The organism is Leptospira noumeaensis (genome assembly GCF_004770765.1).
GTDB classification, from domain to species: Bacteria; Spirochaetota; Leptospiria; order Leptospirales; family Leptospiraceae; genus Leptospira_A; species Leptospira_A noumeaensis.
Map to the genome: position 1 here is coordinate 297755 of NZ_RQFK01000007.1, position 21975 is coordinate 319729.

The window sequence follows — 21975 nt, forward strand, 5'->3', positions numbered from 1 at the left end:
TAGTCATAACCTCTATATTTTATGATGAGTAGTCGCTCATCATCGTAGACGAGTTCGGCTTGTAAGACATCACCGTTTTTGAACTGGAGTTCTACTACAAGTAACGGTTGAATTGTGGCGTATAACAGTAGAAAATATAATATTCAAAAATTATTATTTAAAAACATGGTAGTTTGATTCGGATTCCATTGACATCAGTTTTGGTTTTTATGATACTGGCAAGACAAATAAATCTATCTGTTAGTTGGCTTCAATATGAGGAAGTATTTCTTTTTAGTTTTTCTTTTAATTATTCTTACGATCACAACTGTCTCTTTTATGGGTGGACAAAGGCTTCCTTTGGCGATGCCGGAAGTCTCAGTTGACCAAAATGGAAATGCAAATTTTTCGATTCCTTTGGAAGTTCCTGATGGAACGGGAGGATTGACGCCTTCATTAAGTTTGTCCTATTCATCTGGTGGCGGCAATGGACTACTCGGAAGAGGGTTTGGCCTTTCCGGGCAAAGTTTTATCAAAAGGGATCTATCTTACGGTATTAATTATAATTCAAACGATAGCTATTATTCTTCCGATTATGGACAGTTGGTTGATTCCAATGGGAATAAATCAGTATATTATACAAAAGAAGAGAGTTTCGTTAGTTTTTTCCCTCAAGGAGACTCTGGTAAAGGCCCTACAGAATTTATTGCTTATGATAAAGAAGGAAATCAATTCACTTATGGTGGGAGTGGTGCTCAGTTATTGCACCCCAATGGTGCTGTTCGGACTTGGGCTTTACGTGAAACTCGTGAACCTCACGGGGAAACGATAAGATACGAATGGGAGATTAGGAAAGGCGAACTTTATCTTTCTAAAATTATCTACGCAGGTGGCGTTCGAAATATCAACTTTGAGTATACGGATCGAATCGATGTAGAAACCGATTATTCCGAAAAGGCTCAGACCACAAGGGATTGGCTTTTGAAGCGCATTCGGTTTTATTCAGAAAATTCACATGTTCATAGTTATGAATTTTTTTATGCGAATGATATAAAAACTAAGGTTAGCTTGCTAACAAAGCTGGAGTTCGAAAAAGATAACTTTTTCTCATTGGCTACGCACTTGCCATTAGAGTTTTCCTATACCCCTAGCCATGAGGGGGTGATATCTAAACTGAATGCAGGAAGTAGTTTGTTGTCCGGTGGTTACGATGCGCAAGGTGATATCATTGATCGTGCTTTTCTTATGGATAGAAATTTACTTTATAACGTACTTGCAGCTTTTCTAGGTAAACCAAGTATACGAGCAGACGCGAAGCAGGAACTAAACAATTATGCTGCCCAATTTAGGCCTATAAAAAGTTTCGGAATCGTTAGTGGGAATGGGACTGTTGAAGGTTTCAATGCTAATGCAGAACTGGTTCAAGCCAATCAATATTATTCTGAGGTTGAACTCCTTGGCAGGTATCCTATTGGTAATAAATATAGACAAGCTTGTGATATAGGGGTGATAGCCTGTATATGTACTGCTTTCCCTGGCTGTCCTGACTTTGCCTTTGCGGCTTGTGGTCAATATTTTGTCTTTAATGCTGAAGGATGTAACGATGGGGTTGTGTCTCCGGGTAAAATTTTAATACCGACTGACATTGACGGCGATGGGATCGCGGAATCTTCTCGTTTATTGGGCCGGATGGATAATAACCAAGTATATCTGCGAACGGATGACTTAAAAAATGGGAAAAACTTTGAGTCTCCTCGTTTTCCAATCAAATATAATACATACTTTTCGTTAGCTGATATGGACGGTGATGGAACTACTGATTTCCTATATGAATACAATAGTAAGTTATATATTGCCTTTTCCAATGGTAGCGGACTTGGAAATCCAATTGGTTATTCGAATATCAACCTAAACCCTTCTTCTCAGAATTACCGTTTAACACAAAATTACCACCGTGTAGATTATACTGTCGATATCAACCGAGATGGACGTACTGATTTTATCCATTTATCCAGTGACAAGATGTCAATTTATATCTCGCAAGGTAAGAGTTTTTTACCAGAGAAAGTCATTTGGTATGGTGGGAATAGGAGTTTGGTTCAAGAAACCTTGGATACAAACCCCTTTGTCGCACATAGAATGAATCAATTTGTTGATGTCGATGGAGATGGAATTCCTGAACATTTGCAAATAGTCAATGTAAACCCTCCTCCTGAACAAAGTATTTTACTTGCAGTCAAAGAGCGTCATAAACAAGAACAAGCTGCCGCTGAAGCAGAGGTTGGCTATTTTAAGGAACAAATGTTGTTTCTTATCAATGGAGGATGGGGAGATTTTTTTCATGTGCGTTATATTGAAAGTTCTATCATTGCGGATTGGCGATGGCTGTATTGGGAACTTCTTAGTCGACCGGGAACAGCCACAGAGACTGAAAAATCGCAACTCATTGAAGCAATTGATAGACAGTTTTTTGAAGTGAAGTACAAGGATCTTGTCCAAAGGCAAGCAAACGAAATTGATATTGAGATTAGTAGGATGAGAAATGTCAACTTAGCCGCCTCTCATTATCAGTTAATCACCACAAAAATTAATTTAGCAAACAATAGTCTTTCGCAAACTGCGATCGATTTACCCAAGTCCATTGTTGGTTATATGGGGAAAAATTGGCTTGTTGATATCAATCGAGATGGAATGCCCGATTTAGTGACACTAACCAATCTAAATAGTCACTTTAATCCTTATGACTATGGGGTGGAGAATCCAGCCGCCTTATCTTCTACGATCAGTGTTGTTTTCAATAAAGGGGGGTATTTTGATACAAGTGAAATTGTATCTTCCGGCATGCCTACAACTATCAAACCAGACAGATTTGCAGAAAGGGATGATCCAAATCTAAATGCGGCCGCTAGTTTTGATTTTGTAGATGTAGATGAGGATGGACAATATGATTTTGTTGTTAAGGAGTTTAATAATTTATACTATCATATTTATTCAGGAAACGGCAAAGGAAGTTTTTTACGAACGAGTGAATTTTCCATTGAATCCGCTGAAATTGCCGACAGCCGGTTTGAAGACCGCAATGAAGACGGAATCCCTGATTTTTATTACCAATATGGCAAGAGCTTAGTTACAAAACAAATATCGGCAGTTACTCCAAATGCTACTGGAGGAATGCTTAGTAAGGTTACGAACAACGTCAATGGTGCTGAGGCATCGGTTCAGTATGTTTGGAAAAATAGCGTGCCAGGGGCAGTGCAGAAGGGAACAGGAAGTTACGCTACATCTCTTCCCAATGGCTCGCCTAAACTGCTTGTGGCATCAGTGACTTCCCGAGCCGGTGCTGGTTTAGCAGAATACAAATCAGAATACGGTTATACAAACTCGCGATATAAACCAGGTGATTTGGAAACAAGTTTGAACTTAGGTTTTGAAACATTTACAGAAAGAAATTATGCGAATGGAGAACTAAAGGGAAGCACGGTTTCCACTTATATCCATTCAGGTGCTAGTGCAGGGCTTCTCGCAAAAACTGAAAGTTTTACCGCTAACAACTCTTTAGTCGAGAGGACAGCATATGGTTATTCACTTTATCATCCACATATTGGGACAAGGTTACGAATTTCAAACTTGACCACAAAAGAAACGTACGATAACGGACAGCTCAAAGACCAAATCACAAGTTCTGTGACTTACGATCCAGCCTATGCCTACTCACCAAGTGTTTCTGAAGCAGTTCACAACGGGCGAACCACACGGATGGAAATGAGTTACCAAAATAATTCAGCCATGAAGATACTCGCTATGCCGACAGAATCTAAAAAAACAGTGAACGGTAGTTTGGTGGAACATAAAAAATGGGCTTACAACGGTGCTGATATGGCTTCGGAAAGTAAACTAGTGAGTTCAGGGCAGTGGTATTCCGTTTATTATTCTTATGATGCCATTGGGAATGTGGCAAGTTCAACGGATTCTCTCGGTAGGACTTTGTCCTATGAATATGGGGACATCACCCGCAGTAAACCTACAGTGGCAAGGAATGCACTGGGGCAAACTACCAAAAAAACTTACGATGCAAAACTGGATATGGAAACCCGCCTGGAAGATCCTAACGGGAATGTGGTCACTTTCGAATACGATGAGTATGGAAGAAAGACTGCTAGTTACTTGGACGGGGAAAAACAAGAATCCATTGAGTATTCTTTTGATGGATCTTATTTTACCACAAAACAAACAACACATTCCGATGAGGGCGAGGTTTGGACAAAGGAAACAACTGATTTACAGGGAAAGGTTGTTAAAAAAGAATCTCTCGTTGTGGATGGAATTGTTTCTACGGTTGAAACGAAGTATGATTCTCTTGGCCGGGAGATCCAGAAATCTAATTCTTATTTTACTGGCGAGTCTCCTCGATGGTCTTATACTTATTATTATACCCAAGCGGAAGACACAGGGGAACGACCGAAGGAAACCATAGCGGCTACCGGAGAAATTTCTCGAATGGTGTATGGACTTCGCACTACGTCTGTCACAACTACAAATCAATCGGACGTGATTCGCACAGAAACACAAAATCAGGACAGTTGGGGTAGGCTTGTTACCAAAACAAGCCAAGGGGAAACATTAGAATACCAATATGACAATGCCGATCGTATGGTTCAAATCTCTGATCCAGGGAATGGGATTACAGAAATTAATTATGATATTGGTGGGAGAAAAACTAGGTATAGCGATTCCAATTCAGGAACCATTACCTACACCTACAATGTAGCGGGTGATTTGCTAATCCAGACTGATGCACGAGGGATTGTTGTACGTAAGGAAGTGGATGGAATGGGAAGGGTCACGAAGGTGATGCCGGGAAATGACATTCCAACAATCTATGAATATGATTCTGGAAATTCTATCGCAAGCACCCATGTGATAGGAAAGTTAACGAAAGTGACAGATAGTTCTGGGGTTACTGAACTTGCATATGATAGAAAAGGGAATGTAATTGGTGAAAAACGCACCATTGACGATTTGCAGGTGCTTTTCCAAAGATCTTACGATGCGTTTGGTCGTGTGAAAACCATTACCTATCCGGAAGGGACACTGGTTCGTAACCACTACACAGGAACCGGACAACTTGCCTTTTTGACAATGGACTCTCATGATGGGAATAGCCTTAACCATACAGTGGTGAGTTATGAAGGCCCAAAGATCGCTGATGATAAATATTATATAGAACGAAAAACAGGGAATGGGATTGTTACAAAGATTGGCTACGACCCACTTCGCATGCGACCACAAAGCCTTGTGACTTACCTAAAAGACAGCTCTGTCGAACAAAGTATCAAGTATGATTATGACAAACGTGGAAACATATCTGCAATTACGGATCTCATGAATGAATCAAGATCCCAAAGTTTTGAATATGACCACTTGAACCGAGTGAAGAAAGCGCTTGGTAAGTATGGAGAAGAGAACTACAATTATCATAGGAATGGAAACTTACTCAATAAGGGAGCATTTACTTATTCCTATGACAATGGAAACCATATCCATGCAGTGACAAGAGTGAATAGTCCGAATACAGGGATTGTTGGTTATACCTACGATGCGATGGGGAATATGACCACACGCAATGGGGATACACTTGTCTATAATGCACAAAACAAACTGCAACGAATTGAAACAAATGGTGGGGACAGGTTCGAATACACTTATGACCATTCGGGGATGAGGATTAAAAAGTCCTTACAGAATTCGAATACAACAACTTATAGCTTTGGTAACTATTACGAGATCCATCGCTCACCAGGAGCACAAGAGAAACATACGTTGTATGTGGTAGGAGCGGAAGGAGATATGGTGGCTCAGTATAGCCGAGGGGATGCGATTTTACTGAACCAGATGGCATCGAACGATTGGTTAGTAAATCCCTTTTGCAAGGATGTAAACATCGATTGTGATACTTACTGGAAGAACCGAGTTGGTTTTGCATTAGTTAGCTTTTTAGAAGATACGAATTTGTATGTGGATGGAAAGATTAGAGAAGGTCACAGAGTCTTACCTTGGGTGGTAATTCTTGGACTTTTGTTCTGGGTGGTATACAAAACAAAAGACCAAATAGATGAGGTTAACCCAGAAAACCAAACCATTGACTTATTTGGAATCTCTATCTTACCTGATTTAACCAATAGTTTCCAAAAACAAATTCCTCGTTATGGAACAGCCTTGTTTGTCGTTCTATTTACTTTTACCACAACAGCAGGATGTTTTCCCTTGTTACTGGGTGGTGCGGAGGGTGAATCGGGGACCCCAATTTGGATGTTAGGCCTAGGGACTGGTATACCAAGTGATACTCAGTCTGTTGGAGACGAACCAGGTCAAGGTGGAAGCGGTGGTGGAGGAGGTTCCTCCACAGGAAATGCGAGAGTATCTGGAATGTATTTTTTCCATCCCGATCATTTAGGAAGTATTACCATGATTACCGATGGGAATGGCAACGTTCTAGCAGGTGGAGAAAGGGGTGGTAAGAGCCATATCACTTACAAACCTTATGGAGAAATATTAAGGACAGACTCGTATGGCCCAGACATTACTAAATTCAAATATACGGGACAAGAAGAAGACCAGGAAAGTGGATTGTATTACTACAAGGCGCGGTATTATGATGCTGCTTTGGGTAGATTTGCAAGTAATGATGGTATGGCCATGCCTAGTAGCATTCAAGGCTTAAATAGAATGATGTATGTGGAAGGGAATCCGATTTCTTTTAGAGATAATACTGGTAACTTTAGCTCGAAGAATTTTTTACAGGATTTGGCAAAGTTTGTGATAGCGGAAGTTGCTTCTAAGTCAGATAATCCAGTGCTTAAATTTATGGCAGAAGTTGCAGGGCAGAAAGCACTCTATAAAATTAGAAAACACCGAGGTAGTGCGTTTATGAGAAGTGATTTTGGTAAGATATACAATACATTAAATCCTATAAATATTGTTGGTGCATTATATGCGATTACAAATTATGTAGCAGGCAAAGTATTGCAGCGTGATACTAAATTCAAGAAAGTAAATGGTGGATATGTGGTACAAGGTGGACCGCTTGCCTATTCTGGTATAACAATAGGACAATTTGCTGTGACTGGTGGAACAGATGAAGAATCATTGCGTCACGAAACAGCACATTTGCAGCAATATAGAGAATGGGGTGTTCACAAATATATGGGTAATTTGGGATCTTCTCCATTGAGAAATTTACTGAATTATCCTGAGTTAGAATCGGAGAATGATGCGGATAAACGAGCTGGGACTTTTGGATATGGTGCCGGTACAAAAAAAAGCAATTACATGATAGCCCTAAACATTCTTAATTCTATGCGAGGTATAAGCCCTGATAAATATAACGAAAGATTAATTCAAATTTTCATGATTCAGCAAATAGGATATATCCCTTGAAAAAAACAAAAAAGAATTCCTTGTTGGGTTTGGTGTTAGTAATGCTACTTAATTGCGGATCACGTAGTGTGTCTGTTATGCGGGAAGAATGCAGAAGAGCATACAGTGAAGATTTGCCATTGGTAATAGCAGCATCGGGTGTAACAAAAGAAGAGGAGTTAAATCAGGCGGTGACAGGACTTTTGACTGGATATTTAATGTGTTTAGCGAATGCCAAAACAAGCGGGAGTAATGGACCTATGTTATAAATAAAATGCAGTAGTCTATTCTGAGATAGAAATTACCTTAATCCTATAAACAAATGAGTATGACTTCCGTTAAAAATGAAATATTAGAGTATATCACTACGTTGACTTTGGAATAGTTTTTTTAAATTAAATCTTCACCCGCGAGAAGGATACGGCGGGCTTGGTCGGAGGAGGCGCTGGCCTCCGACGACGGGAGCGAACGCGCACCCCAGAGTAGCCTGATCCCGACGAACATTGAAAAAGTGGCCGTCAGACGGTTTTTATTTTTGATTATGGGTTTTACTTTCGGGACTCGCCCTTGCAATGCATTGCGATAAGTAAGGGAGGAGCTCTTCGAATTTGTTTTGTTTAATCCATTGTTCGATTTTTCATTGGATTGGATGGATTTGGCAGTTTTTCATTTTTATAAAAACTCACTTACCACTTAGATCTTGGCGTTTTCCTTCGAGAAAATTTAGTTTCATACAAGGGACTTTTATTTTCAAATGAAACTTTTTAAAAAACTAATCGCAGCCGTTTTTGTTCTTTTTATCCTTTTAGGTGTTCTCTATTACAATCGATTGCTTTTACTTCGTTATTCTCTGGGTTGGATTACTGACATCCGTCATCCGAGGGAACCCAACCATCCTGTACCTTGGCAAACTGGGCCGGATCATTCCAAAGAACCACTCACGAGTCGCCCACCGAATGTCATTGTCATTATGGCAGATGATTTAGGATTTAATGATGTCACTACGTATGGTGGTGGTTATGCGGACTTAGGAGTTCCTACACCTAATATTGATTCCATAGCGAAGGATGGTGTGCGTTTTGATTCTGGGTATTCAGGGAGTGCTGTTTGTACGGTTTCTCGTGCAGCGTTACTGACCGGAAGATATCCTTCTCGATTTGGAGTGGAATATACTCCCACCCCAGGAGCACTCGCAAGAGTGGGTGCTGATTTATATGCAGATCCGAACCGATTGTATCCCGTTGTGATTGATAAAGAAAAAGCCGAAAAATCCAAAAGTTTTAATGAGTTAGGGATGCCTGGTTCGGAAATTACCATTGCTGAAGTTTTGAAAGAACGAGGATACCACTCGGTTCACATTGGAAAATGGCATTTGGGAAGTACAGAAGAAATGCGTCCAAACAAACAAGGGTTTGACGAAACTTTGTTTATGGAGAGTGGGTTGTATCTTCCTGTCGATGATCCAAATGTTTATAATTCAAAACAGGATTTTGATCCGATTGATCGTTTTTTGTGGCCGAATATGCGGTTTGGCGTGAGTTATAATGGTGGTAAGTGGTTTGAACCCAGTAGGTATTTGACAGATTATTTTACTGATGAAGCTGTGAAGGTAATCAAAACAAATAAACATAGACCTTTCTTTTTGTTCTTAGCTCACTGGGCTGTTCACACTCCCTTACAAGCAAGTAAGGAAGATTATGATGCACTTTCGCATATCAAAGATCATCGAAAAAGAGTGTATTTGAGTATGATTCGTTCTTTAGATCGAAGTGTTGGAAAAATTTTAGATTCATTGTCAGAAGAAGGGTTAGATAAAAATACAATTGTGATTTTTACAAGTGATAACGGAGCCCCGAATTATATCGGGTTACCTGATGTGAATTCGCCTTATCGTGGTTGGAAATTGACACTATTCCAAGGTGGAATTCGTGTTCCTTATGTTGCAAAGTGGCCAGGCCATATCAAACCAGGAACAAAATACCAAAATGCGATTACGAATATTGATATTTTGCCTACGGTAGCGGGAGCCGCTGGCGTAAAACTACCATTAGATAGAAAAATTGATGGTGAGAATCTTTTGCCTTATTTAAAAGGCCAGGTGGTTCAGAAACCAAGACCACTCTTTTGGAGTGACGGGTATTACCAAACAGTGCAGGCAGATGGATGGAAATTAATTCGGACAGAACGTCCGAAAAAGAAATGGTTGTTTCAATTAGAAGTTGATCCCTTGGAAAAGAAAAATGTTGTTTCTCTATTTCCTGATAGATTGGCAAAGTTAGAAAGTTTATTAGATCATTATAACAAACAAATGCCTGGACCACTTTGGCCGTCATTTATTGAATTTCCTGTTTCCATAGATAAAACTCTGGATCAAAAACAAGAAGCAGATGATGAATATACATATTGGGTGAATTAATTTTTATCACCTAGTATGAAATATACGGTTTTACTTTTATTTATTATGTTTTGTGACTGTTCGTTGGTTCGAAGTCAATGGGGAACTAAACATATTTGTCACTATCAGAAATCCAATGCGAATCCAAATTTCCCCGGAATGGTTTGGGTTCCTTCTGGAAAATTTGAAAAGGGATCCAATGTATATCCGGAAGAATCACCGATTGATTCCGTAACAGTTTCTGGATTTTGGATGGATGAAACAGAAGTTACCAATGATGAATTTGCTAAATTTGTTTGGGAGACAGGTTATCAAACGGAAGCCGAAACTAAATTGTTATCAAACATACAACCGAACGATTTGGAACTGAATGAACCAGGAGCCGTCGTTTTTCAAAAACCGAAAGAGGATTTTAAACCAAACTCAGCTTTTGATTGGTGGCGTTACGTGCCAGGAGCGAATTGGCGTCATCCCGATGGGCCAAATTCTTCGATCGAAGGGAAGGGATCATATCCTGTAGTCGCAGTAAGTTATCAAGATGCTAATTCTTATGCAAAATGGAAGGGACGTACTTTACCGACAGAAGTGGAGTGGGAATGGGCCGCAGCGAATGGAAGTCAGGAAAACGCCAATACTTGGCAAGGTGAATTTCCTTACTTAGATGAAGGGAAAGATGGATTTGTTGGAATTTCACCTGTTGGTTGTTTTGCGAAAAATAAATTCGGTTTATATGATATGATCGGAAATGTTTGGGAGTATACTGCAGATCCTTGGCCTGTGGACAAAACTTTAGACAAAACAAAATACCATACGATCAAAGGTGGATCTTATCTTTGTTCGCCAAATTACTGCAAACGATATAGATCAGCAGCAAAACAACCTCAAGAAGACCAATTGGCGAGTAACCATATTGGGTTTCGAACTATAAAACGAACTCATTTTGATTCAATTAAAAACTAAAGGAAAATTTATGAAGTCAAATCAAACCAAATCACTCTATTTCAAGATCTTATTTTTGTCTGTATGTTCACTCACACTTTCTTGTTCTTGGGATCGTTTTGTCCTCAGCCGTGTCAACGAAAGCACAACAGTAAAAGTCAAAGCGGCAAAAGAACTTTTGGACAAAGATAAAATTACCATTGTTCTCACGGGAACAGGTTCCCCACTTCCTTCGGAGAGCATTCAAAATTCCACAGCCATATTTGTGAACGGACAATTTTTATTATTTGATGCGGGAGATGGAGTTGCCATGGCGATGGAAAAATTACATCTGCCTGTCTCTGAAATCGGTGCTGTTTTCATTACCCATTTTCATTCGGATCATTTTGCAGATTTAGGGGAGGTGATTGATCGCAGTTGGTTACTGGGAAGGCAAAAACCGCTTACAGTTCATGGGCCTAAAGGGATTTCGGATCTTGTAAATGGATTTTTAAAGAGTTATCAATTGGAATATCATTACCGCACCAAACACCATGGAGAGGCGGTTATGCCATCACAGTGGAAAGGGGCCAAAACAAATGAATTTTCTCCGAAATCAGATGGATCCTCTAAAATTATCTATGAGAAAGATGGGGTTGTTGTCCATGGTTTCTTTGTCAATCATGAACCAGTGGAACCAGCAGTGGGTTACCGAGTGGAATATAAAGGCAAATCCATTGTGATTTCCGGTGATACTGCTAACTCGGAATTTTTAAAGAAACAGTCGTTTGGTGCTGATTATTTAATTTCCGAAGTCATGAATAAGTCAATGATTGCAAAAGTTGAAAAGGCTTATGAATCCATTGAAAATCCAAGACTTGCCAAAATTATGAAGGATATCCAATTATACCATATTGATGCAACAGAACTAGGAAATTTGGCAGAAGCCGCAAAGGTAAAAACTTTAGTTTTAACTCATATGATTCCTTTTGTAAAAGGATATGTGCAAACCAAGGCCATTTATAAAGATCCTATTCAGAAAGTGTTTCATGGAGAATTAATCATTGCTCACGATGGTAAAAGAATTGAAATTCCTTTACCATGATTGATATCGATTTGTAACTATGTGAGGGGTGTTTGGTCCTAAATTAAAACAAATAAGTAAATGTAGGGCCAATTTCCCAACCACGTAAACTAAGTGGATTGATTTCCGCTTCGGCATAGATACCACCTAAGGTAATGCCAAAATATTTGTTAAAAAAAACTGTGGCAGACCCTCTCACTTCCCAAGCGGCAAGGACGGGATTTCGTCTCACATCAGACCTTAGAAATAAAAACTTATAGGGATGGTATTGTAAACGTAAACCAACGTTTCCAAATTCTTTATCTATGGCATTGTATAATGGGAGAGCATAAGCACTACCAAGCCCTTGGTAAGCCCAAGCTCCGCCAATCGCAGCAGGATCGGATGGCAAAAGTAAATTGTCTGATCTTTGTATCACTCCTACTGTAGAAAAGACATTGGCATAAAATCTGGCATCGCGGTATTGAAAGTAAGGTTCAATTTCCAAATTTTTGAAATAATTGAATTTAAAACCGAGTGAATAGATATTGATTTTCATATTATCATTCACTTGAAATTTAGGAAAGGCTACATAGTAGTTTGATACATTTGTTGTTTCTAACACATTGTTCCATTCGTAATTCCCTGTTCTTAAAAATTGCCTAACAGAAAAAACGGCAGATACTAAATCAGAAATTTTTTGTGTATAATCCACTCGGATATTTCGAACAATGTGTTCGGAAGAAGAATCAAAAGAACGAATCGGAACAGTGCCTTGATTTGCAGGTGACATTTTTAAATCGATAGAAGTATATCCATAAGCAAACAACCATTTGTCGTTAGCCAATGTGAAAACAGTTCCTTGGTTGGTTCCTGATCCGTCGGAAGGGAAATTAGTCGTGCCAGCACTTGTAAGCCCTGTTCTTTTACCAATTCCTGGATTGATGAGTAGTCCTGAATTTGGATCCCTATGTGCAAAAGGGATGTTCGGATTGGTTTGGATATCGGCTTTTCCTGCGCCAGCGTAGAAGAGAAATCGCCACCTTTCCTTCTCGGTCGCCTCTTCTTCAGGTTTGGAATTTTGAGCCTCTGCCTTAGTTTGGGAGAGGATTGCGGGTTCTTTTGTCGTAGATTGTGCCAAAAGAGGTGATATTACGAACAGGATAAGGGATAGGATCCATAGGATTTGTTTCATGGGGTCTCTCGGTAGTGTTTTGGACACTGTTCTCTAAAGACCCACATTGAGTAGGCAGAAATCCGTTATTGCAGATATATTTCCAGTATATTGTATTTATTGCTTAGTACATAGATGAAAATCATACTTTTTTTTTATTCGCTAGTATGTTAACAATCTGTATTCACCTTTTTCGTGTTAGTTGTTTGGATTTGTAATTCAAATTAAACAATAACAATCAATAAAATACGTGGCAAACGATTGATTATACAATTCGCACAATGTAGTGGGTTTAAATGGAAAGGTTCCTTAGGCTGAATACAAAACTATCTTTATTCCTTAGAGTTTGGTTGGATTACTATGAATTTATATGAAAGTTAAATCATTAATCCTATGTTTTTTTCTAATTCTATTGGCCTATTGTCATTCTACAAAATCAAAAACTGCTTTAAATGATTCCAGCCATGTTCATTTAGAAGAGTTTAACACAGAGTTTGAAAAAAAAATTTATGAAGTAGCTCCTGGAGTTTATTCTGCCGTTGGTTATGGAATTGCCAACTCAATCTTAGTCGTTGGAAAAGATGGCCTCGTCATTATTGATACGTTAGATGAGTTAAAAGCATCAAAACAAGTTTTAGAAGACTTTAGAAAAATTTCTTCTTTGCCAATCAAAGCTATCATTTACACACATAGTCACCCTGATCATATTTTTGGTTCTGGGTCATTTGTTACTGATGGATCACCGGAAGTTTATGCACATGAGAGTTTACTTCCTACCGTTCAAAAACTAGCCAGTGAAACTACTCCCATCATTGGAACAAGAAGTGCTCGAATGTTTGGAAATTATTTAGAAAAAAGTGATTTAGTCAATGTAGGAATTGGACCCTACCAAGGATACAATGCGGATACAAAATTAGATTTTGTTCCTCCAACAAAAACCTTTCTTGACACACTCGACATTGAAGTGTCTGGGATAAAACTGAAACTCATCCATGCACCGGGTGAAACCGATGATCAAATTTATATTTATCATCCAGAAAAAAATATCTTATTTGTAGGTGATAATATTTATAAAGCATTTCCCAATTTATATACAATCCGTGGAACTTGGTTTCGTAGTTTGAAACATTGGTATGAGTCACTGGATATCATCAGAAAACTAAAACCAGAACATTTAGTCCCAAGCCATGGAAAACCGATATCAGGAAAATCAAATATTTATGATATAGTGACTGATTATCGTGATGCCGTACAATTTGTACATGATCAGTCGTTACGTGGTATCAATTCAGGTTACCATCCTGATGATTTGGTGGAATTGATCCAACTACCAGAACATTTAAAAAAATCTCCTTATCTTAAAGAAATTTATGGAAAAGTATCTTGGTCTGTGCGCTCTGCATTTACCGGAAATTTGGGTTGGTTCAGTGGCGATGCAGCAGAATTACATCCCTTAGACCGAAAGGTTTATGCCGATTTGATTGTGGATTTAGCCGGTGGAAGCGAGAATTTACTCAAGTATACAAAAAGTAAACTTCAATCAAAAGAATATCAAACAGTATTGACACTATCAGGTTATCTACTGCGCCATGATCCAAAGTTAACAGATGCAATTCCTTTGCGAATTGAGGCCCTTGAAAAATTGGGAGCATCAGAATCCAATGCCAATGCAAAACACTATTATCTTACAGAAGCCTTGGAGTTACGGAACCGGTTTGTTGCTAAAATTAAGGTAAGACCGAGCCCTGAATTGTTAAGGCGTTATCCGGTAAAAGTAATTTTAAGTAGTTTTGTTACCAATTTGGATCCGAAACTAAGTATCGAAACAGACGAAAAGGTTGGATTTGTTTTTTTTGATACGAAGGAATCTTACACCATCCATCTGAGAAAAGGGATAGCAGAAGTGATTCCTGGTTTATTCGAAGATACCAATTTAATTGTGGAACTAAATTCCCAAGATTGGAAAGAAATGTTGACTCGGTTGAAATCACCAGCCGCTACACTTCTTAAGTTTCGATTTAAAAAAGGGAACTTGTTATCTTTTACGCAGTTTTTAAAGAAGTTTTCGCCGAAGGAACAAATCCTGACGTTACAGATTCCTACCAGTCAATAGGGAAGTAGTCCTTCAGAAATTTTCCAATCCAGTGTTTCCCTGTATTGACACCGTCAAACAGGGGATCAATGACTCTCGCAGCGCCATCGACTATATCTAATGGCGGTTGGAAATCATGGAGATCTTGTTTTCTTTTTGCAAGTTCGATAGGGTCTTCATCAGTCACCCAACCCGTATCCACTGCATTCATAAAAATTCCGTCTTTTGCAAAATCTTCTGCTGAGGTATGAGTCATCATATTCAGAGCTGCTTTGGCCATATTCGTATGTGGATGGCGGTCTTCTTTTTTAAATCTATGGAATTTTCCTTCCATTGCAGACACATTGATGATATGTTTTTTTCCCGTATTGTCTCTACGCATGATCCCAACAAGACGGTTACATAATACAAATGGTGCCACTGCATTTACCAATTGAACTTCTAACATTTCTGAAGTATTGATTTCTCCAAGCCTTAGTCGCCAACTATTGGTTTTGCGAAGGTCAACTTGTTGTAAATCAGCATCCAATTCTCCTTCAGGGAATACTGCTTCTAGTTCATGGGAATTATCGTGTGAATAGGGAATCTGGGAAAGGGCTGCAGAAGAACGAATTCCAACACCAGGAGTTTTGTGATTCCAACTCACAGCAAGTGCCGTGGCAGTGTCTCTCATTTCCGAATCAGATCTGTAAGAATCTAATTCTTGTTTGCAATGTTGATAAAAACTAAGTAGTTTTTGGGCCTCCATTGGTAATTCAGAAAGGGATAGTTTTTCTGTATCGAGAAGGTGGCCGTAGAAACCAGGGGGGCGTCTTACCGTTTGTGCTGCATTATTAATGAGTATGTCTAATCGTTCTAAATGATTTTCTAAAAATTTACAAAAGATTTCTACACTCGGTGTGTGTCGTAAGTCGAGTCCAAAAATCTGCAGCCGGTCTTTCCATAAGTGAAAATCGGTTTCTTTGGAAAAACGAATTGCTGAATCATTCGGGAACCTTGTAGTAGCTATGACACGAGCCCCAGAACGTAATAGAAGTAAGGTGGCTTGGTATCCGATTTTTAGTCGGGATCCGGTAATGACTGCGACTGTCCCACGAAGATCTGCGGTTTGAAATCTTTTGGAATAATTGAGTTCTGCGCAACTAGGGCACATGGAATCATAAAAAAAATGAAGTTTTGTAAACGGTGTTTTGCAAATATAACAAGGTTTGGGATTCGATAGTTCTTCTGCTTTGTCCCAAGACCATCCAGCAGTATTGGAAATTTGAAGAGGTGCTTGGAATACTGCTGTTTCTCTGGCTCGTCTAATTCCAGTTAGGGCAGTTTTTTGTTTTTCCTGAACTTTGAGAGTTTGTTTTTTTTCGACGCGAATCGTGCGGTTTCTTTTCCTTACTTCGTTACGATCTGGACGAGAAATTTTCCCGCAGAGGATCATGAGTTCCAATCGTTTTTCATCGGAGATAGTTACAAGTTCCTTCGGGGAATCCAAAAGTGTTTTTAAATCCTGTAACAAGGAATCGATGTCCATAAAACCAGAGTTTTGGTTCGCGATGACGAATCAAGTATCTAATCTCACGGCTTGGAAAGTTCAGGAATGATTATTTTTTTAAAGCAGAAAGTAAATTGAATTCCACAAGAATACTCCAAGGTCTTTTGCTTTGACCAATGCGCACGGGTTTTAGAATCCTTGCTGTATTTGAATTGTCGATAAAGGTAAAACTTTCGCCATTTTGGATTTTTCGTTTTGCTTCATCGCTGAGAAAGTCGGCGGGAGTTCCTAAAAATGCTATCTCTGGATGAGATGCAAAGGTCCCGTTGAAAGTGATGAGAGATGTTTTGCCAAATCCAAAAAGTTTTTTAGGGGATAACTCTGATTGTAATTGTTCCAAGGAAAAGTCAGCTCCCAATATTCCTGCAAATTTAGAACGTAAAAATAAATTAGTCATAAGACTTGTCATCTTTACTGTTTTCCCTTCGATTGGATAATCATAAGGTTCCATCATGACATCCTCTCCTAAATCACGGGGGAGAGTATACCATTCGTTTTCCCCGACAGTATCATAACCTTGTAACGGTTCAATGGAAATTCGTCCAGTATGTCTATGACAATAAGGAACAAATCTACCTTTGGAATCATGACCTTCTTTGTTTGTATACTCAGAGTCCATTAAATCAATAACATTTGGTTCACAGCAGATTGCATATGCCAGCTGTTGTTCGTTCTGTATTAAGTATTCTTGTAAAATGAGAAGTAAATGTTCTCTTTTCATTCCAATATTAGCATGAACTAAACTCTGAATTAAAAATTTGAGACCGTAAAGTGAAGTTGCCATGATATAAAATTTAGATTCAAGTTCTTTGGCGATGTTATTTGTCCAAAGTTCGGCGTAATCTATGATCGATTGTTTTTCCATTTCAAAAACATCTGCATTGGCTGAAGAATTTTCGATATTGATGCGAGATAATATTTCAGAGATTTTTTTTGTAGCTTCGGATGTTTGAAAGGATAATTTTGTGACTTCATTAGCTACAATTTCAAATCCTCGCCCATGTTCTCCTGCTCTTGCGGCTTCTATAGATGCATTGAGTGCCAATAAGTTAGTTTGTTTTGCAATTTGTTGGATAGATCCAGCAACAGATCCAATTTCTTTGGATCTGTCTCCAAATGAATCGATAAGATCTTTAAGTTTTCGCATCCCTAGGTTAGAATAACTGTCTTCCATATCTTATCCTTATTGTTCGAAATAAACCTACATATAATATCGGATAGTTTGATTCAGCTATTGATATCCAGCTTGTTGCAATCGAAAAAGTTTTTCATATTTTCCTTTATTGATTAGAAGTTCTTCATGGCTTCCCCATTCTGTTTTTATTCCTTGTTCAAGAACTAAAATTTGATCAGCCATTCTTACAGTTGAAAAACGATGTGAGATAAGGATTACTGTTTTTCCTTGTGTATGTTCTCTGAAATGTTCAAAGACTTTCATTTCTGCTTCTGCATCAATGGCTGAAGTAGGTTCATCTAAAATTAAGATGTCTGCTGAGGATCTCATAAACGCACGAGAAAGAGCTACCTTTTGCCATTGTCCTCCAGAGAGTTCTCGTCCATCCTTAAACCATTTTCCCAGTCTAGTTTCGTATCCATTTTCTAAATTGGTTACAAATTCATGCGCCATACCTAATTTTGCGGCAGGAATCCATTCTGCCTCTGATTGATTTTTTAATACATCACCCATTCCAATGTTCTCACCCACTTTGAATTGATACTGAACAAAGTTTTGAAAAATGACTCCGAACCTTTTCCGTAAAGTTTCCTCATCCCAATCTTCTAAATTGATTCCATCTAAATAGATTTTACCAGATGTAGGTGAATACAAACGTGTTAAAAGTTTAATTAGAGTTGTTTTACCAGATCCGTTTTCTCCTACAATCGCAAGTTTTTCTTCTGGTTTTAATTCAAAGCTAACATTGGATAAAGAAGGTTGTTTGGAACCAGGGTATAAAAAAGAAACAGAGTCGAAAACAATTCCTAATCTTTGGTGGTTTCCTTTTGCATTTCCATACTGTTTGAGGATTGGTAAATCCAAAAATTCTCTCAGGTTTTCGATATATAAATGATCCTCATAAATTCCACCAAAGGCAGAAAGTGCATTAGAGAAAGTATTTTGGCCTTGCCTAAAAATGACAAGATACATTGTCATCTCGCCCAATGAAATCTTGTTTAACAAAGCAAGACATACAATCCAAATATAGGATCCATAAAAAGCAAATTGACTTAGTAGTCCAAGAAGGAAGCTGAAAACTCCTTTGTAGATTGTTAGTTTTTTATCTTCCTTATAAATTCTTTGAAAGTTGTTTTTATATCGATTTAAAAATTCTTTTCCTAAGTTAAATAATAAAATTTCTTTAGCATTGTCTTCTCTTGCCATCAGTGTTTCTAGGTAAACTTGTTCTCTCGTTTCTTTTGCCTTCCATCGGAATAGTCGGAAACTATTATTTGAAAATTTTGTTTCTGCAATAAAGGAAGGGATGGCCGCGATCACTAAGATAAAAGAAGCAAGCGGAGATAGTTTAACAAGAAGGCCAAAAAAACTAATAATGGTAACTGAGGATTGGATAATTGTAAAAAATCTTGTTACCATCGATAATGGTTTTGAAGAAGCCTCTGTCCTTGCCTGCGTCATTTTGTCGTAAGTTTCTGAATCTTCAAAATGAGTGAGTTCTAAACGAATGGCCTTCGAAAGAATTCTTTCGTTCACTTCTTGCCCTAAACGAATGCGGAGTAATGTATAAGAGATGTTATAGAATTTTTGTGAACCAAAATACAATATAGTGAGTAATGCTTCTAAATATACTAATTGTACGGCATCCGATTGTAATAAATCTGACCAATTGTTTGAATTCGATTTTGCATTTAAGATAGAGTCGATGATTAGTTTTCCGATCCATACCAGTAACGATGGAAACAATCCGTTAAATATAGTGAGAATAGAAATTTGTGCAGTTAAAAGTGGGGAACTTTTATAAGCTAAATCAAAGGCAATTCGAGAAGTTTTTAAAATTCTTAAAATGGTATTGGCCATACCTGTTAGATTGTTTTTCCCTTTTGTTTTCGATACAATTTTTTGATAGGAATCCAACTCAGAATGACGAATTACTGATTGCAAATTACCTTTCTAACAGAAAGTTTGATTTTTATATATGACAAAAGATCGATTGGATAAAGTTCTCGGAAATTTTGGCCTAGGTTCTCGTTCCGATGTCAAAAAAGAGATTCACCAGGGACTAGTTAAAGTCAACGGAGTAGTGATCAAAGATCCTGGTTTTAAGGTTTCACTTGCTGATGAAATCATTTATTATGAAGAGAAACTAACCCGAAAAGAATTTTATTATTTTATGATGAATAAAGCACCAGATTGTATCACGGCAACAGAAGATCTGCGTGAAAAAACAGTCATGGATTATTTAAGTGAAAGACATAGGAATATGAAACTATTTCCAGTGGGTCGTCTAGATAAAGAAACAGAAGGTTTGTTATTATTCACTACTAATGGGGAACTAGCTCACCATTACACCTCTCCGAAACATTTTGTTGAAAAAGAATATTACGCAGAAATTTCAGATCCAGTGACAAACGAAGACATACTTAGTTTTGAAAAAGGAATTTTACTGGATGATGGATACAAAACTTTACCAGCAAAACTTGAAATTCCCAATTTAGATTCTCCCACAATCGTTACAGTTTGGTTGAAAGAAGGAAAATATAGGCAAATTAGAAGAATGTTTCAAAGTTTGGGAAAAGAAGTAGTTTATCTCAAACGAATGAAAATGGGACAGTTGGTATTAGATCCAACTTTACCGATAGGCAATTATCGGGAGTTAACAACAGATGAGGAAATCCTCCTCAAACAAAAAACTCCAATCATTCAATAAACCTTTCAATTTTATTGAAGAATGCTTCCGGTGCTTTTCTAGGACGAGACTTTGAAAGAGATACAAACAGTTGTTCGTCTTTCATGCTGACTAATAAGTTTCCATTTAAATCGATGATATCTTGTCTAAAGTAAAAACGAATTTTTTCAAAACTTTCAATCCAACTTAAAATTTTTACATGTGAGCCTGGCTCGGGTTGTTTATTGATTAAAATTTCTCCACCCATAAAGAATGTAGTAGCATCTGTTTCTTTGATTAAACTCAAATCTACAATTTCTTTAAAAAATAAAAAACGACCTTCTTCAAAAATTTTCCATATTGAATCAGAAGGTAAATTCCAAAAACAGTTCATATCGCTAAAAGGAATATAATAATTGTGTTCGGCCGTATTTTGTCTGGTTGGTTTTGGATGGATGGTAAACTTGTGAGGATCTATATCAATTTCTGGAATGGCTAAAATCTGAATGATTTTGTCATCCTGAACTAAACTAGATGTTGTTTCTAATTCGCAGGCTTTTTTCCCATTCGATCCTAATATGGTTTGTTTCCACAATAGAATTCCTGTATCCAGGCGGAATATTTGTGATTCTACTGTGACCTCCGAATCTGCAAATTGTTGGTCTAAAAACCTAACATAGGTTGATCCTGGAAGGTAACGAATATTTGAGTTTAACATTAGTTCTATGGAATATCCAAATTCCTTTAAAACATCGCATCTCGCATCATAACCAAATTTTTCGTATGTTCTACTTGTGACATGGCGGTTCCAGTCCAAATCGAAATGGTGTGTGGTTAAGTTTTTACGAAAAATTTGACTCATACCACCGTTTTCTTCATTCTAAATTGGCGGTAAAGAAAAATTCAAGGTATACCGACCATTCTAAATTTATTTGATTCTTAAAGACTAATTTTTTTTAAATTATGATTTTTGACTTTTAATCAATAAGAAAAGGAATTTGAACTTCTATTTAGATAAACTGAATAACTTTCGAATCGAATCTAAATCCGTGTCTTTTTCAGTTAGGTCTGCGAAGTAGAGTTTTTGCCAGTTTTGTGTCGTTATTGCCTGTTTGTTGTTTGGTTTGTCCCAAGATGGATAAATACGAAATCCGCGTTTGCCTTCATATTTACCTGTTAGGATTCCTTTTTCATTTAATACTTGTTTAGTGAAAATAAAGTATCCTATTTTACCTTTTTGGTTAGTTGAAATTAAGTAAATGTCTGTATTATCTTTTTTATCGAAAGGTTCCGTTATACCTAATTGGTTTCTTTTCCATAAAGTTACGAATAACCCAGTTTTTTTTGGAGTAATTTTTGCTTTACGGTATCTTATTTTGATATTTTTAACTTGGAAATGGCAGGCATCATATTCATTACTTTCTGATTCTATCTGAACATTTGTCAGAGGTAATTCAAATCTATCAAATAACTTCTCTTTTGTGTCCTTTAAAAAAAGAGGAATCCATTCCGTTTTGTTCACATTTTTAGCCATTTTGATTGATAAT

At 37.8% G+C, this 21975-nt stretch carries 13 protein-coding genes; 7 read left to right on the top strand and 6 right to left on the bottom strand.

Going from position 1 to position 21975, the window contains the following annotated elements:
- Nucleotides 1-255: 255 nt before the first annotated feature.
- From EHQ24_RS01480 to EHQ24_RS01500, 5 genes are all read left to right on the top strand, one after another.
- Entirely contained in the window at nucleotides 256-7416 is a 7161-nt protein-coding gene (locus EHQ24_RS01480; protein WP_135599928.1) for an RHS repeat-associated core domain-containing protein, read from the top strand.
- Entirely contained in the window at nucleotides 7413-7664 is a 252-nt protein-coding gene (locus tag EHQ24_RS01485; protein ID WP_135599929.1) for a hypothetical protein, read from the top strand. The genes EHQ24_RS01480 and EHQ24_RS01485 overlap by 4 nt, the downstream gene beginning before the upstream one ends.
- A 485-nt stretch (nucleotides 7665-8149) precedes the next feature.
- On the top strand, nucleotides 8150-9811 hold the full coding sequence (locus EHQ24_RS01490) for a sulfatase-like hydrolase/transferase (protein ID WP_167483035.1): 1662 nt from the start codon (nucleotides 8150-8152) through the stop codon (nucleotides 9809-9811).
- 138 nt (nucleotides 9812-9949) lie between these two features.
- Complete coding sequence (locus EHQ24_RS01495; RefSeq protein WP_135599930.1) at nucleotides 9950-10750, top strand: SUMF1/EgtB/PvdO family nonheme iron enzyme; 801 nt, start codon at nucleotides 9950-9952, stop codon at nucleotides 10748-10750.
- Between the two features lie 10 nt (nucleotides 10751-10760).
- Nucleotides 10761-11813: an MBL fold metallo-hydrolase gene (locus EHQ24_RS01500; protein WP_135599931.1), complete on the top strand. Its 1053-nt coding sequence runs from the start codon at nucleotides 10761-10763 to the stop codon at nucleotides 11811-11813.
- A 43-nt stretch (nucleotides 11814-11856) separates the two neighbouring features.
- Here EHQ24_RS01500 and EHQ24_RS01505 read toward each other — a convergent pair whose 3' ends face one another.
- On the bottom strand, nucleotides 11857-12966 hold the full coding sequence (locus EHQ24_RS01505) for a hypothetical protein (RefSeq protein ID WP_135599932.1): 1110 nt from the start codon (nucleotides 12964-12966) through the stop codon (nucleotides 11857-11859).
- Between the two features lie 349 nt (nucleotides 12967-13315).
- Between EHQ24_RS01505 and EHQ24_RS01510 the strand changes: the two genes are divergently transcribed.
- Nucleotides 13316-15058, top strand: a complete 1743-nt coding sequence (locus tag EHQ24_RS01510; protein ID WP_135599933.1) for an alkyl sulfatase dimerization domain-containing protein — start codon at nucleotides 13316-13318, stop codon at nucleotides 15056-15058.
- Here the strand turns inward: EHQ24_RS01510 and EHQ24_RS01515 are convergent.
- The 3 genes from EHQ24_RS01515 to EHQ24_RS01525 form a co-directional block, all read right to left on the bottom strand.
- Nucleotides 15045-16565, bottom strand: coding sequence for an SDR family oxidoreductase (locus EHQ24_RS01515; RefSeq protein ID WP_135599934.1), 1521 nt, complete (start codon nucleotides 16563-16565; stop codon nucleotides 15045-15047). The two genes, EHQ24_RS01510 and EHQ24_RS01515, sit on opposite strands and share 14 nt — an antisense overlap.
- Before the next feature lie 70 nt (nucleotides 16566-16635).
- Complete coding sequence (locus EHQ24_RS19390) at nucleotides 16636-17760, bottom strand: methyl-accepting chemotaxis protein (protein ID WP_135599935.1); 1125 nt, start codon at nucleotides 17758-17760, stop codon at nucleotides 16636-16638.
- A 57-nt stretch (nucleotides 17761-17817) separates the two neighbouring features.
- Nucleotides 17818-19704, bottom strand: coding sequence for an ABC transporter ATP-binding protein (locus EHQ24_RS01525; RefSeq protein WP_244310255.1), 1887 nt, complete (start codon nucleotides 19702-19704; stop codon nucleotides 17818-17820).
- A gap of 34 nt (nucleotides 19705-19738) precedes the next feature.
- Between EHQ24_RS01525 and EHQ24_RS01530 the strand changes: the two genes are divergently transcribed.
- Nucleotides 19739-20470: a pseudouridine synthase gene (locus EHQ24_RS01530; protein WP_135599936.1), complete on the top strand. Its 732-nt coding sequence runs from the start codon at nucleotides 19739-19741 to the stop codon at nucleotides 20468-20470.
- Here the strand turns inward: EHQ24_RS01530 and EHQ24_RS01535 are convergent.
- Entirely contained in the window at nucleotides 20460-21290 is an 831-nt protein-coding gene (locus EHQ24_RS01535) for a hotdog family protein (RefSeq protein WP_135599937.1), read from the bottom strand. The genes EHQ24_RS01530 and EHQ24_RS01535 overlap by 11 nt on opposite strands.
- 144 nt (nucleotides 21291-21434) lie before the next feature.
- On the bottom strand, nucleotides 21435-21950 hold the full coding sequence (locus EHQ24_RS01540) for a MepB family protein (RefSeq protein WP_244310256.1): 516 nt from the start codon (nucleotides 21948-21950) through the stop codon (nucleotides 21435-21437).
- Between the last annotated feature and the right edge of the window lie 25 nt (nucleotides 21951-21975).

Coding starts and splice junctions, on each gene's coding strand:
- EHQ24_RS01490 (WP_167483035.1), top strand. CDS start 8,150: ATGAAACTTTTTAAAAAACTAATCGCAGCCGTTTTTGTTCTTTTTATC.
- EHQ24_RS01515 (WP_135599934.1), bottom strand. CDS start 16,565: ATGGACATCGATTCCTTGTTACAGGATTTAAAAACACTTTTGGATTCC.
- EHQ24_RS01510 (WP_135599933.1), top strand. CDS start 13,316: ATGAAAGTTAAATCATTAATCCTATGTTTTTTTCTAATTCTATTGGCC.
- EHQ24_RS01495 (WP_135599930.1), top strand. CDS start 9,950: ATGGTTTGGGTTCCTTCTGGAAAATTTGAAAAGGGATCCAATGTATAT.
- EHQ24_RS01500 (WP_135599931.1), top strand. CDS start 10,761: ATGAAGTCAAATCAAACCAAATCACTCTATTTCAAGATCTTATTTTTG.
- EHQ24_RS19390 (WP_135599935.1), bottom strand. CDS start 17,760: ATGGAAGACAGTTATTCTAACCTAGGGATGCGAAAACTTAAAGATCTT.
- EHQ24_RS01535 (WP_135599937.1), bottom strand. CDS start 21,290: ATGAGTCAAATTTTTCGTAAAAACTTAACCACACACCATTTCGATTTG.
- EHQ24_RS01530 (WP_135599936.1), top strand. CDS start 19,739: ATGACAAAAGATCGATTGGATAAAGTTCTCGGAAATTTTGGCCTAGGT.
- EHQ24_RS01480 (WP_135599928.1), top strand. CDS start 256: ATGAGGAAGTATTTCTTTTTAGTTTTTCTTTTAATTATTCTTACGATC.
- EHQ24_RS01505 (WP_135599932.1), bottom strand. CDS start 12,966: ATGAAACAAATCCTATGGATCCTATCCCTTATCCTGTTCGTAATATCA.